Annotated in this window: 13 protein-coding genes and 1 tRNA gene; 11 read left to right on the top strand and 3 right to left on the bottom strand. The window is 36.0% G+C overall.

Annotated elements, in window-relative coordinates:
* Window positions 1-123: 123 nt before the first annotated feature.
* Entirely contained in the window at window positions 124-648 is a 525-nt protein-coding gene (gene rimM / locus B0I10_RS02420; RefSeq protein ID WP_112084901.1) for a ribosome maturation factor RimM, read from the bottom strand.
* 12 nt (window positions 649-660) lie between these two features.
* Window positions 661-1,257 (bottom strand): 30S ribosomal protein S16, encoded by a 597-nt coding sequence (locus B0I10_RS02415; RefSeq protein ID WP_112084900.1) that lies wholly within the window; start codon window positions 1,255-1,257, stop codon window positions 661-663.
* Window positions 1,258-1,462: 205 nt separating this feature from the next.
* Between B0I10_RS02415 and B0I10_RS02410 the strand changes: the two genes are divergently transcribed.
* The 8 genes from B0I10_RS02410 (at window position 1,463) to B0I10_RS02375 (ending at window position 10,734) form a co-directional block, all read left to right on the top strand.
* Complete coding sequence (locus B0I10_RS02410; RefSeq protein ID WP_112084899.1) at window positions 1,463-1,960, top strand: DUF6252 family protein; 498 nt, start codon at window positions 1,463-1,465, stop codon at window positions 1,958-1,960.
* 149 nt (window positions 1,961-2,109) lie between these two features.
* Window positions 2,110-2,484: an RNA recognition motif domain-containing protein gene (locus tag B0I10_RS02405; RefSeq protein WP_112084898.1), complete on the top strand. Its 375-nt coding sequence runs from the start codon at window positions 2,110-2,112 to the stop codon at window positions 2,482-2,484.
* A gap of 169 nt (window positions 2,485-2,653) precedes the next feature.
* On the top strand, window positions 2,654-7,168 hold the full coding sequence (gene dnaE, locus B0I10_RS02400) for a DNA polymerase III subunit alpha (protein ID WP_112084897.1): 4,515 nt from the start codon (window positions 2,654-2,656) through the stop codon (window positions 7,166-7,168).
* 120 nt (window positions 7,169-7,288) lie between these two features.
* On the top strand, window positions 7,289-7,606 hold the full coding sequence (trxA, locus tag B0I10_RS02395) for a thioredoxin (protein WP_112085032.1): 318 nt from the start codon (window positions 7,289-7,291) through the stop codon (window positions 7,604-7,606).
* A 181-nt stretch (window positions 7,607-7,787) separates the two neighbouring features.
* Entirely contained in the window at window positions 7,788-8,582 is a 795-nt protein-coding gene (locus B0I10_RS02390; protein WP_112084896.1) for an SDR family NAD(P)-dependent oxidoreductase, read from the top strand.
* Window positions 8,583-8,649: 67 nt separating this feature from the next.
* Window positions 8,650-9,576, top strand: a complete 927-nt coding sequence (locus B0I10_RS02385) for a DUF58 domain-containing protein (RefSeq protein WP_112084895.1) — start codon at window positions 8,650-8,652, stop codon at window positions 9,574-9,576.
* An 86-nt stretch (window positions 9,577-9,662) separates the two neighbouring features.
* A tRNA-Asp gene (locus tag B0I10_RS02380) sits at window positions 9,663-9,736 on the top strand.
* Between the two features lie 425 nt (window positions 9,737-10,161).
* Entirely contained in the window at window positions 10,162-10,734 is a 573-nt protein-coding gene (locus tag B0I10_RS02375; protein WP_112085031.1) for a pseudouridine synthase, read from the top strand.
* A gap of 42 nt (window positions 10,735-10,776) precedes the next feature.
* Here B0I10_RS02375 and B0I10_RS02370 read toward each other — a convergent pair whose 3' ends face one another.
* Entirely contained in the window at window positions 10,777-11,253 is a 477-nt protein-coding gene (locus tag B0I10_RS02370) for a TspO/MBR family protein (protein WP_112084894.1), read from the bottom strand.
* Window positions 11,254-11,337: 84 nt separating this feature from the next.
* Between B0I10_RS02370 and B0I10_RS02365 the strand changes: the two genes are divergently transcribed.
* The 3 genes from B0I10_RS02365 to B0I10_RS02355 are packed head-to-tail and all read left to right on the top strand — an operon-like array spanning window position 11,338 to window position 13,768.
* The gene (locus B0I10_RS02365; RefSeq protein ID WP_112084893.1) at window positions 11,338-12,426 is read left to right on the top strand and encodes a diphosphomevalonate/mevalonate 3,5-bisphosphate decarboxylase family protein; all 1,089 of its coding nucleotides are present in this window, start codon (window positions 11,338-11,340) and stop codon (window positions 12,424-12,426) included.
* A gap of 18 nt (window positions 12,427-12,444) precedes the next feature.
* Window positions 12,445-12,795: a four helix bundle protein gene (locus tag B0I10_RS02360; protein WP_112084892.1), complete on the top strand. Its 351-nt coding sequence runs from the start codon at window positions 12,445-12,447 to the stop codon at window positions 12,793-12,795.
* 34 nt (window positions 12,796-12,829) lie between these two features.
* Window positions 12,830-13,768 (top strand): mevalonate kinase family protein, encoded by a 939-nt coding sequence (locus tag B0I10_RS02355; protein WP_112084891.1) that lies wholly within the window; start codon window positions 12,830-12,832, stop codon window positions 13,766-13,768.
* Window positions 13,769-13,789 lie beyond the last annotated feature (21 nt).

The following is a 13,789-nucleotide window of genomic DNA, read 5'->3' as shown; positions in this document are numbered from 1 at the left end:
AATTGTTTGAATTGAAACACGTTGATTAACGATTTTTGAATGAAGATTATTGATTCCAGAACCTGAAACCTGACTCGAGGCGGAGCCGAACAGAGCGAAGCTAAACTTGAAACCTGAAACTTTCTAAAGATACATCTCCACCAAACCTTCCGGCAAATTCATTACCACCTTCTTGTTACCACGATCAATTTTAACCAAAAACTGATCAATCATCGGAATAAGCATTTCAACATTACCATTCAACACTTCAAAAAGAGGTTGGGCGGTTGAATCGTTGATGGAAACAATTTTCCCCACCACACCAAGTCGTTGGTCTTCTACTTCAAAACCTATCACTTCGTGATAATAAAATTGATTTCCTTCTAATTTTGGTAAAAACGAAAGTGGAAGATAAAGTTCGCAACCCATAATGGCATCAGCATCTTCTTCTGTTTCAACATCTTCAAATTTGACTCTCAGAAAGTCATTTTTATGTAGTGAACTATTTTCAATAAAAAATGGAACCAGATTTTTGTTTAATTCAACAAAAACTGATTCCATATTTTCATATAATTCAGGCTCATCTGTGTCTAAATAGACCAAAATTTCACCTTTGAAACTAAATTTTTTAGCGATTTTGCCAAGATAGAAACATTCTTCTTTACGCATTATCGCAGAATATTAAGCTTCTTTTTCTTCGTTTGTTTCTTCAGCAGCAGGAGCTTCTTCAACAGCAGGAGTCTCCTCAACAGCTACTTCGGTTGCAACTTCGCTAACTTCTTCTGTTACTTCTTCAGCAACCTCTTCAGTTACTTCAGCAGCTTTCAACGCATCAGCAGCAGCATTTGCACGTTTTTCATTTGCAACTTTTTCAGCTTTCAATGCCTCAGCTCTTGCTTTCTCTTGTGCTTTAGTTAAACCTTCTTTTTTAGAAGTAACTTTGTTTGCTTTTTCATCAATCCAAGCTGCTAATTTAGCATCTGCTTGTTCTTGTGTAAGAGCACCTTTTCTAACTCCACCATCCAAGTGATATTTCAATAACGCACCTTTATAAGAAAGGATAGCTCTTGCAGTATCAGTTGGTTGAGCACCATTGTGTAACCATTGAACAGCACTGTCCAAGTTTAAATCAATTGTTGCAGGGTTAGTGTTTGGGTTGTAAGTTCCGATTTTGTCTAAGAATTTACCATCCCTTTTGGCTCTTGCATCAGCAGCCACGATCCAGAAAAAAGGTTTTCCTTTTTTTCCGTGTCTTTGTAATCTAATTTTTACTGGCATAATCGTATGATTAAATTGTGAGGTTCTCGACCTCTGTTAATTAAGGGTGCAAATATATAAAAGTTTTTTGGATTAGAAATGAATGATTCAAAATTTATTTAAATTGTTTGATTCAGTGTGTTTTATGTGTTTTTAACAAAAAAGTATGTCGTTTATTCAGTAGAAAAACTATTTTTGTACTTTAGAAATAATCATAACCAATACAATGAAAAACTATTTTTCTCTTTTAGCTCTTGCCTTTTTATTTATTTCCTGCGAAGAAGATGTCGTTTTAAATTCACCTTCTGTGCAAGGAAGATTAGAAAACACGTTTTGGAGAGCAATTGATTCCGATGCTGTTTTGCAACCAAATGGTGGTTTGGTAATTACTGCAAAAGCTCGTTTGCAAACAATGACTTTAAGAATTCCATCTAGAAATGTTGGAACGTATGTTTTGGGTCAAAACCAATCACGAGTTGCAACTTTTGTTTTTGATTATGATGAAAGTGAATTGTTTTATAGCACTGGCGTTACTACCGAAGAAGACTTTCAAGGAGATGGAGAAATAAAAATTACCGAATTTGATGCAGCAAACGGAACTGTTTCAGGCTCATTCCGATTTAATGCTATAAACGTAGCAAATAATCCACTGGGTGGAGAAATATTAAATTTTAATCAAGGTGTATTCTATAAAGTTCCTGTTACAGGAATCGAAGAAGATTAACCGAAATAAAGATCACTTAAACAAGGCTTTTCATACTGTTTTGAAAAGCCTTTTTTATTTATTTTCAACAATTTATGAAATAAAAATCACAATTTGAGCTTGATTGCCAATTTAATAGTTTACCTTTGTTTCAAATAATATTATTTTTTATGAACATTTTTGTAGGAAGCCTTCCTTGGAGTATTGAGGAAGCAGATTTAAGAGAGTCTTTCGAGGCTTATGGAGCAGTAGACTCTGTAAAAGTAATTACTGATAAATTTACCGGAAAAAGTAAAGGTTTTGGTTTTGTTGAAATGCCTAATGACGAAGAAGGTCAAAAAGCTATCGACGAACTAAACGGTGCAACCGTTCAAGGTCGTGCTATTGTGGTAAACAAATCAGAACCAAAACCGGAAGGCGAAAAAAGAAGCTTTAACAACAACCGTTCAGGCGGTGGTGGTTACGGTGGAGGTGGAAACAGTCGTGGTGGCGGTGGCTACAGCGGTGGTGGAAACAGTCGCGGTGGCGGAGGAGGAAGATACTAGTATTTTTTCTTTATACACATTTACAAAACCATTCTGAGCAATCAGGATGGTTTTTTGTTTTGTTGATAACTAAAGTTGACATTCTCTGCGGTAAAATGTATTTTTGAAATTGTAATGATCAATTGGTTTTTCCGCTAATTACGAATCACTTTTCACTAATCACTCGCGCATGTTTTTAATCTTCGATACCGAAACCACCGGCTTACCCAAACGTTGGGATGCACCAATTACCGATACCGACAACTGGCCTCGATGTATTCAAATTGCATGGCAATTGCACGATGAAATGGGAAATTTAGTCGAACATCAAGATTATCTCGTGCAACCAAATGGATTTAATATTCCGTATGATGCAGAACGTATTCATGGTATTTCAACGGAATTGGCTCAGCAAAATGGAATTCCTTTGAGTGAAGTTCTCGAAAAATTCAACTTCGCATTAAGCAAAGCCAAATTCATTGTTGGTCAGAATGTTGGGTTTGATGTGAATATTATGGGATGTGAATTTCATCGTATGAAAGTGGATTCTCCAATGAGTTCTATGCCGGTTTTGGATACGTGTACCGAAGTCACAGCAAATTTGTTAAAACTTCCCGGAGGTCGTGGAGGAAAATTTAAGCTACCTACCTTAACCGAATTACATCAATACCTTTTTGCTGTTCCTTTTTCAGAAGCTCATAATGCCACTGCCGATGTGGAAGCAACAACACGTTGTTTTTTGGAACTGATTAAACGCGAAATTTTCACCAAAGAAGAACTCGATGTTCCGGCCAATTATTTCAAAAATTTTAATGAACAAAATCCGAAAGAGATTCAACTCATCGGATTAAAACATATTAATCTGAAAGAGGCTTCCGAAGCCATTCGGAAACAATTTCAAAAAGAACAGCCGAAAGAAGTTGCCAAAACCGATTTGGTTGAAAACCAGAAATCATTAGTTGATGTTGATTTTGTGCATCTACATAATCATTCGCAATTTTCTGTGTTGCAATCCACGATTTCTGTCGCCGATTTGGTGAAAGCCGCCGTAAAAAATAAAATGCCGGCTGTTGCCATGACCGATATTGGCAACATGATGGGAGCATTTCATTTTGTACGCGATGTGTTAAACCATAATAAATCAGCTGAAGCTAAAAATAAAGCAGCCATTGAAGCCGGAGAAACTCCAACAGAAACAATTATTAAACCTATTGTAGGTTGCGAATTTTTTGTATGTGATAATCACAAAGACAAAACCCGAAAGGACAATGGTTACCAAGTAGTTTTGTTGGCTAAAAATAAAAAGGGCTACCACAATTTGGCTAAAATGTCTTCCATCGGATTTATTGACGGATTTTATTATGTTCCTAGAATTGACAAAGAAGTCATCAAACAATACAAAGAAGATATTATTGTTTTGTCAGGTAGTTTAGCCGGAGAAGTTTCTAATAAATTATTAAATGTTGGTGAAAATCAAGCCGAAGAAGCCCTGCTTTGGTGGAAGAAGGAGTTTGGTGACGATTTTTATATCGAACTCATGCGGCACAACCAAGAAGATGAAAACCGAGTGAATACCTCGTTAATTTCATTAGCTAGAAAACATGATGTTAAAATAGTGGCGACCAACAATGTTTTTTATGTAGATAAAGAAAATGCGAATGCTCACGATATTTTATTGTGTGTTCGCGATGGAGAAAAGCAAGCCACACCCATAGGGAGAGGTCGCGGCTACCGTTACGGATTGCCTAATCAAGAATATTATTTCAAGTCGGGCGACGAGATGAAAAAACTCTTTTCCGATTTACCCGAAGCCATTTTAAATAGTAACGAAGTAGTCGATAAAATTGAAATTTTCGATTTGGCTCGTGGGGTTTTATTGCCAAAATTTGACATTCCGGAAGAATTTTTAGTTGCCGAAGATGAAGAAGATGCAGGGAAAAGAGGAGAAAATTTATTTTTGAAATACCTCACCTTTGAAGGAGCCAAAAAACGGTACGGAACTATTACACCCGAAATCGAAGAACGGCTTAATTTTGAGTTAAAAACCATTGAAAATACAGGTTATCCCGGTTACTTTTTGATTGTTCAAGATTTTATCAGAGCCGCACGTGAGATGGATGTTTCGGTTGGTCCCGGTCGTGGTTCGGCTGCCGGTTCAGTGGTAGCATATTGTTTGTGGATTACTAATATTGATCCCCTAGAATACGATTTGCTTTTTGAGCGTTTCCTAAATCCTGATAGGGTTTCGATGCCCGATATTGATATCGATTTTGATGATGAAGGTCGTGGTCGTGTGATGCAATATGTGATTGATAAATACGGTTCCAATCAGGTGGCACAGATTATTACGTATGGTAAAATGGCAACCAAATCTTCGTTGAGAGATACTGCTCGTGTGCTGGATTTACCTCTTTTTGAAGCCGATAAATTAGCCAAATTAATCCCGGGAATGATGCCTGGAAAATGGAGTTTAGCTCGATTTTTATCCGATTCAATCGAAGAAGTAAAAAAAGCAGTTCGTTCAGATGAATTTGATAGCATCAAAGAATTAATTGCGATTGCCAACGAAGGTGATTTGGCCGGCGAAACCATTCAACAAGCAAAAGTACTCGAAGGTTCGTTGCGAAATACAGGAATTCATGCGTGCGGAGTGATCATTACGCCGAGCGATATTACCAATTTTGTTCCCGTGGCAACAGCCAAAGATTCGGAGTTATATGTCACTCAATTTGATAACTCGGTGGTAGAAAGTGCCGGCTTGTTGAAGATGGACTTTTTGGGTTTGAAAACGCTTACTTTAATTAAAGACACGGTTAAATTAGTAAAATATAGAAACGGAATTGACCTCGATCCCGATACTTTTCCTATCGATGATGTAAAAACGTATGAACTTTTTCAGCGTGGAGAAACGGTAGGAATTTTCCAATACGAATCGGTTGGTATGCAAAAATACCTTCGTGATTTAAAGCCAACGGTTTTTGGTGATTTAATTGCGATGAATGCACTTTATCGTCCGGGACCATTAGAGTATATTCCCTCTTTTGTTCGACGAAAAAATGGCGAAGAAGAAATAAAATATGATTTAGATGCTTGTGCAGAATATTTAGGTGAAACCTACGGAATTACAGTATACCAAGAGCAAGTAATGCTTTTGTCTCAATCTTTGGCCGATTTTTCAAAAGGTGATGCCGACGTTTTGCGTAAAGCAATGGGTAAAAAAGATCGAGCAACCTTGGATAAAATGAAACCAAAATTCATAGAACAAGCAGCATCTAAAGGTCACGATGCAACTGTTTTAGAAAAAATTTGGAAAGATTGGGAAGCTTTTGCAAGTTATGCCTTCAACAAATCGCATTCCACTTGCTATGCTTGGATTGGTTATCAAACGGCTTATCTTAAAGCTCATTATCCTGCGGAATATATGGCAGCGGTGCTTTCTAACAACATGAACGACATCAAACAGGTTTCGTTTTTTATGGAAGAATGCAAGCGAATGGGAATGCGGGTTTTGAGTCCTGATGTGAATGAATCATTCTATAAATTTACCGTAAATGATGATGGTGCAATCCGTTTCGGGATGGGAGCTATCAAAGGAGTAGGAGCAGGTGCGGTGGAAACCATCGTGCAAAACCGATTGAAAGACGGAAAATATAAGTCTATTTTTGATTTAGCCAAACGAATTGATTTGCGTGCAGCGAACAAAAAAGCCTTTGAGAATTTAGCTTTAGCAGGTGGATTTGATGGTTTTTCGGCAACGCATCGTGCACAATATTTCCATCACGATGGTGACAACATTACGTTTTTGGAAAAAGCCATTCGCTACGGAGCAAAATTTCAGGAAAATGAAAATTCGGCTCAAGTGAGTTTGTTTGGTGAAGCCAGCGATGTGCAAATTGCAGAACCTCAAGTTCCGCCTTGCGACGAATGGAGTACGATGGAAAAATTAGCCAAAGAAAAAGAAGTGGTTGGTATTTATATTTCCGGCCATCCGTTGGATGATTTTCGTTTTGAGATGAAATATTTCTGTAATTCTAAATTAGAATTCCTTAAAAATTTGGATCAACATGTGAATAAAAATCTGACTTTTGGAGGAATTATAACTAACGTACAACATCGAGTTTCTCAAAACGGAAAAGGTTGGGCTTCGTTTATGTTGGAAGGCTACGATGAAAGCTATGAATTTAGAATTTATGGAGAGGAATATTTGAAATTCAGGCATTTTATCATTCAAAATAATTTTACGTTTATAAAAGTGATGGTGCGTGAAGGTTGGGCAAATAAAGAAACCGGTAAAAAAGGTGATCCGCGAATTACGTTTCAATTGATTCAATATTTGCAGGACGTGTTGCCTCAATTTGCAAAAAAACTCACGATTCAGATGGATATTATGGCATTGCAACAAAATTTGATTGCCGAATTAAGTACGATTTTCAAAACTTTTCAAGGAGATAACACAGTTACGTTTGAAGTAATGGAATTAGAAAAAGTAAAAAAAGAAGTTGAGATTAAACCAATTGCAATTGCTTCGGATGATGATTTAGACATTGAGAATTTAGAGGATATTGAGGTGGAAATTGAAGCTCCAACTGAAGAAATCAGAATGGTAACGAAGTTAAGCATGCCCAGCCGAAAACTAAAAGTTCAAATTTCGAATGAATTGTTGAGCGAGTTGGAGAAAAAGCAGGTTGATTTTAGGTTGAATTAGTTATCAATTCCACCAATACATTCATAATCAAAACTAATTTCCAATTAACATGACTTTAAGTTTTAAATTTTTAAATTTGCAGTGTTAAATAATAGAACATTAACCAATAAAAATATAAAAATGGCATTAGCAATAACAGATGCTACTTTTGATGAAGTAGTTTTAAAATCAGATAAACCGGTAGTAGTAGATTTTTGGGCAGCTTGGTGCGGACCTTGTAGAATGGTTGGACCGGTTATCGATGAAATAGCAACAGAATATGAAGGAAAAGCGGTTGTTGGAAAAGTAGACGTAGATGCAAACCAAGAATTTGCTGCAAAATACGGCGTTAGAAACATTCCAACGGTTTTGGTTTTCCAAAACGGAGAAGTGGTTGGAAGACAAGTTGGTGTTGCTCCAAAGAAAAATTATACCGATGCGATTGATGCATTGTTGTAATTTTCAATTTAAAAGAATTGTGAAGGTCTGATGAAAATCAGGCCTTTTTTTGTAATATGAAATGCATAATGTTTTAATGTCATGCAATTACCAGTTTATTTTTAGAAATATAATTTCAAAAGAATTAACTATCTTTATTTCAAATTACTGAAAGTTAATTGTTTAAACAAACTTACTTCCCATGACTTTTCAAAATCACATCGTTTGGATTACCGGTGCTTCCTCCGGAATAGGTAGAGCTGTGGCAATAGAATTTGCAAAACAAGGAGCCACAGTGGCAGTAACAGCCCGAAGAATAGATGAATTAGATAAATTAGTTTCTGAAATTAAAAATTTTGGTGGAAAAGCAAAAGCGTTTTATTGTGATATTTTAGAAGAAAAGAGCATTCAGAGTTGTACACAAAAAATCATACAAGAATTCAATAAACTTGATGTTGCAGTGGCCAATGCCGGTTTCGGAGTATTTGGCAAAATGGAGGATTTGACTCAAGAGGAGTGGCGAAGACAATTAGAAGGAAATGTCATCGGGCTTGCTTTAACAGCTAAATATGCATTACCTCATTTAAAACAAACCAAAGGAAGACTTGCTCTAGTGGGAAGTGTTGGAGCGTATCTTCCAAATCCTTATGTTGGAGCCTATGGAGCTTCCAAAGCAGCCGTAAATTCAATTGGCTTAACTTTTCAAGTTGAATTACAAGGCACCGGTGTAAGTTGCACTACATTACATCCCGGTTTTGTTAAATCGGAGATAGCCCGCATCGATAACCATGGAGTTTGGCATCCGGATCGGAAAGATCCCAGACCGGCAAAAATGATGTGGCCAACAGAAAAAGCGGCACAAGTTATGGTTAAAGCCATTTGGCAACGAAAGCGAAACTACATTTTTACGGCTCATGGTAAAATATTTATCTGGATTCAACGCTTATTCCCGAGTGTTATGCGAAAATTGATGGCGAAAGCACCTAAACCATCTTAACATAAAATTAGCGGAGTCTTGTGTTATTTTCTTTTGTAGCTCAACTGGGATTTGATATCTTTGAAAGATGAACATCGAATCTCAAAAACAGATCATATCCGGTTTCAAACACCTCGAACTACTTGCCAACCAAGTAGTAGAAGGTTTTATTTCCGGAATGCATAAATCGCCTTTTCACGGATTTTCAGCTGAATTTGCGGAACATAAAGTGTATAACAAAGGCGAAAGTACTAAGCATATCGATTGGAAGTTATTTGCAAAAACTGACCGTTTATACACCAAAAAATACGAAGAAGAAACCAATCTCCGTTGTCATTTGATTATTGATAATTCTTCGTCCATGCATTTTCCGAAGTTAAAAAAGGACGAACCTTTTTATGAAAGTAAAATAGGATTTTCGGTTTTGGCGTCGGCTGTTTTGATGAATTTGCTCAAAAAACAACGTGATGCAGTGGGTTTAAGTGTTTATTCAGATACGTATGAATACTATGCTCCCGAAAAAGGAAGTGATCGTCATCATCGAATGGTACTCAATAAACTAGAAGATTTGTTAGAAAATCCAAAAACATCAAAACCAACCGAAACCGTTACATTTTTACATCAAATTGCCGAAAAAATGCACCGTCGTTCCATGATTGTTCTGTTTACCGATATGTTTCAAACAGGCGAAGAAGAAGCTCTTTTTAATGCTCTTCAACACTTAAAACACAACAAACATAAAGTTGTTTTGTTTCATGTTATAGATGAAAAGCGAGAACTAAATTTTGATTTTGATAACGCTCCTCGCAAATTTATTGACGTAGAAACGGGTGAAACAGTCAATTTATTTGCCGAAAATATTAAAGAAGCCTATGAAAAAAGCGTGGATTCCTATTTCAAAAAAGTAGCGATGACCTGTGCTCAAAACAAAATAAAATATGTTCCGGTTAATGTAGGAGCCAATTTTGAAAAAATATTAACCACATATTTAGTTGAAAAACAAATGTTTGGATAGTAGCTTTCAGGATTGTCTAAAAAAAGTAAAAAAAATCCTTGCAGATATAGAAATACGTTGTATATTTGCAACCGCAATAAAGCGATGGTTTGGTAGTTCAGTTGGTTAGAATACATGCCTGTCACGCATGGGGTCGCGGGTTCGAGTCCCGTCCAGACCGCTAAAATTGGGAAAATTTTTAAAAGCACTTTGTTACCAAAGTGCTTTTTTGCCCAAAAAAGCAAATGCTATGCATTCGCTGAACACATATAAAAATAAAAGTTCAGTGAGGCATTTAAAATAGTTGTGTTGTTTTGGACGACCGAAAGGAAGTCCTGGTTTAGTAGTTAGACCAATGAAAAGCTTTTCACCTTTTGGTGAATGGCTTTTTTGCTTTATACGATTTTCGGTTTTCTCGCTAATTTAAATTTTGCGACTTAGCGTCTCCGGGTGAGGTACTATATTTCTCGCAAAGACGCAGAGACTTTTGAACAGAAATTTTTATTTTGTGAAATTGAAGCCAAAGTCGAGAAAATCAATGTTTTATCTCTAAATCTGCCAACTGTGACTGAACACTGCGACTGCCAACTGAACACGCATAAAAACATGACAAATCACCGCCACTTCTTAATTCACAAACCCTATGGCTACCTCAGTCAGTTTATCTATGAACTGAAGCGAACCAAAAAATTATTGGGAGAATTACACGATTTTCCTCCGGGAACAATGGCAATTGGTCGTTTAGATGAAGATTCTGAAGGGTTGCTCATTCTCACCACCGACGGAATGATGAGCGAAGTCGTAAGAAGCAAAAAAGTAGAAAAAGAATATTATGCTCAAGTGGACGGAATCATCACACAAGAAGCCGTTGAGCAACTTCAAAACGGTGTGTTAATTGGTTTTAAAGGAACCAAATACAAAACCAAAAAATGCCAAGCGAAATTGATTGACGACCCAAATTTTCCTCTTCGTTCGCAAAAAATTCGTGATGAACGGCACGGACCGACCTCTTGGGTTTCCATCACATTAACAGAAGGTAAGTTTCGTCAAGTGCGAAAAATGACTTCTGCTGTAGGTTTCCCAACTTTACGTTTAATTCGTGTGCGAATTGGAAACTATCACTTAGATAACTTACCCGTTGGTAAAGTTAAAGAAATTGAGAGTGTTTTAGGGGTTTGAAATTAAACACATCAGCGAATCAGCGGCTAACTAACAAAGTTTTCACCTATTCAACCACCAAATAGCTCCATTTAGAACCATCGCAAAACTCACCCATAGTAAATAGGGAATCAGTAATTTACTCGCCAACGCATCAATCGGTTTAAACAATTTAATCGTTTCAAAAATCATCAGCCAAAGTAAAAGAATTTCGGCTAGAGCTAAAAACGGATTCTGTAGTCCAAAAAACAAAAAACTCCACAATGCGTTTAAAATTAATTGAATCACAAAAACCCAAAGTGCCTTTTTGACCAGAAGAGGAACCGATTCCATCTTACTCCAGACTAAGCCGGCACTCACACCCATCATCACAAAAAGAATGGTCCAAACCGGAGCAAATACTTCGTTAGGAGGATTAAAAAATGGTTTATTTATGGTCGGGTACCAAGTGGTTATCGATGATTGAGTCACTAAACTCGAACCATAACCAACGCCTAAACAAATGGCAACAGCAATCGCAATTTTCACAATTTTTGACATGATGGTTTTTATTCAAATGTAACAAATCTGTTGCCAAAAAAGAGCAAATCACTCAAAAAATGTATCTTTGCCAAAAAAAATTGCATGCTGTCACCTTCAGATTTTATTCCGAAAAATTATTCTAAAACGGTCGAAAATGGAAGTTTTCAATGGTCGGCTCCCAGTAATATTGCCTTGGTGAAATATTGGGGAAAAAAGGAACATCAAATTCCTGCCAATCCATCGATAAGTTTTACGTTGAAAAATTGTAAGACCATCACAAATTTGTCTTTTTCTAAAATTGAAAAAACGGACAATTTTTCATTTGATTTATTGTTTGAAGGAAAACCGAAAGAAGCATTCAGACCAAAAATTCAAAAATTTCTGGAAAGAGTCGAGGTTTATTTGCCATTTTTAAAAGATTATCATTTTACGATTGATACTCAAAATACATTTCCGCATAGTTCAGGAATTGCATCTTCAGCTTCGGGAATGGCTGCGTTGGCGGTGAATTTTATGAGTTTGGAAAAGGAATTAAATCCCGAAATGACAAAGGATTATTTCAACCAAAAAGCTTCTTTTTTAGCCCGATTGGGTTCAGGAAGTGCCTGCAGAAGTATAAAAGGCGAAGTGGTTATTTGGGGAAATCATCAGCAAACTGAAAACAGTTCCGATTTATTTGGGATTGAATTTTCTGAACTTCATCCCAATTTTAAAAATTATCAAGACACGATTTTATTGGTAGATAAAGGCGAAAAACAAGTTTCTAGTACGTTAGGTCACGATTTAATGAATGGTCACCCGTATGCCGAAAAACGATTTGAACAAGCCCATCATAATTTATCAGAAATTAAATCCATTTTAACCAAAGGTGATGTTGTTGAATTTGTAAAACTCGTGGAAAGTGAGGCGTTAACACTGCACTCGATGATGATGACCTCAATGCCCTATTTTATTCTGATGAAACCTAATACATTGGAAATTATCAACAAAATTTGGAGATTTAGACAAGAAACAGCAATTCAAGTTTGCTTCACTTTAGATGCCGGTGCAAATGTTCACGTGCTTTATCCAGCAAACGTTTGCGAAGAAGTTTTGCAATTTATTAAGAATGAATTAGTTGTGCATTGTCAAAACGAACAGTATATTTGCGATGAAATTGGAAAAGGAGCTCAATTGATAATGGATAATTAACAATTGACAATTCTTGATATGGAGAAAAAAAATGTTATTAAAGAAAAATCTTTTGAATTCGCGGTAGAAATAGTTTACCTTTATAAGGTTTTAGTAGAGAAAAAAGAATTTGTTTTGTCTAGACAGCTACTTCGTTCAGGGACTTCAATAGGTGCTAATGTTAGAGAAGCAGAACAAGCGGAAAGTAAAGCAGATTTTATTCATAAATTAGCAATTTCTTTAAAAGAAGCTAACGAAACAGAATATTGGTTAGATTTGTTATATGAAACAAAGTTTATAAACGAAATGGAATTTCATACTATAAAAGCTAAAAATATTGAAATTTTAAAATTGCTAATCAGTATTATTAATACATCAAAGTCAAAATAATTATCAATTATTAATTGTCAATTATAAATTAAATATGAAAGGACCACTTTTTTACTCAAAAATTCTTCTATTCGGAGAATACGGAATCATTAAAGATTCAAAAGGACTTTCGATTCCGTATAATTTTTATAACGGAGCATTGAAAGTGAGTGAAAATCCGTCGCCGGAAGCTGTTAAATCAAACGAAAGTTTACGACGATTTACGGCCCATCTAGAGCAATTGCAAGCCGAGCAACCGGAGTTGGTAACTTTCAATTTAGCATTACTTCAACAAGATATTGATAGAGGAATGTACTTTGATTCATCTATTCCGCAAGGTTATGGTGTTGGAAGTAGCGGTGCTTTAGTGGCTGCTATTTATGATAAATATGCCAACAATAAAATCACGGTTTTAGAGAATTTAACACGAGAAAAATTATTACAATTAAAAGCAGTTTTTTCGCAAATGGAATCTTTTTTCCACGGAAAAAGTTCTGGTTTAGATCCTTTGAACAGCTATTTAAGTTTACCAATTTTAATCAATTCGAAAGACAACATCGAGCCTACGGGAATACCGTCTCAAGTAACCAATGGCAAAGGAGCTGTATTTTTGTTAGACTCAGGAATTATTGGCGAAACGGCTCCGATGGTCAATATTTTTATGGAGAATTTAAAAGACCAAGGTTTCAGAAGAATGCTCAAAAATCAGTTTGTTAAACATACTGATGCGTGTGTAGAAAACTTTTTGCAAGGTGACATCAAATCTCTTTTCAGCAATACTAAGAAATTATCTAAAGTAGTGCTAAATAACTTCAAACCAATGATTCCTGAACAGTTTCACAACGTTTGGCAAAACGGAATCGATACCAATGATTACTACTTAAAACTTTGTGGTTCAGGAGGTGGAGGATATATTCTTGGCTTTACACAAGATTTAGAAAAAGCAAAAGAATCATTAAAAGACTATAAACTAGAAGTGGTTTATCAATTTTAAAAAACCTAATAAAAATCAAGA

Source organism: Flavobacterium lacus, assembly GCF_003268815.1.
Lineage (GTDB): Bacteria > Bacteroidota > Bacteroidia > Flavobacteriales > Flavobacteriaceae > Flavobacterium > Flavobacterium lacus.
The sequence above is the reverse complement of the archived record's forward strand: the minus strand, read 5'-3'. Positions and strand labels throughout refer to the sequence as shown.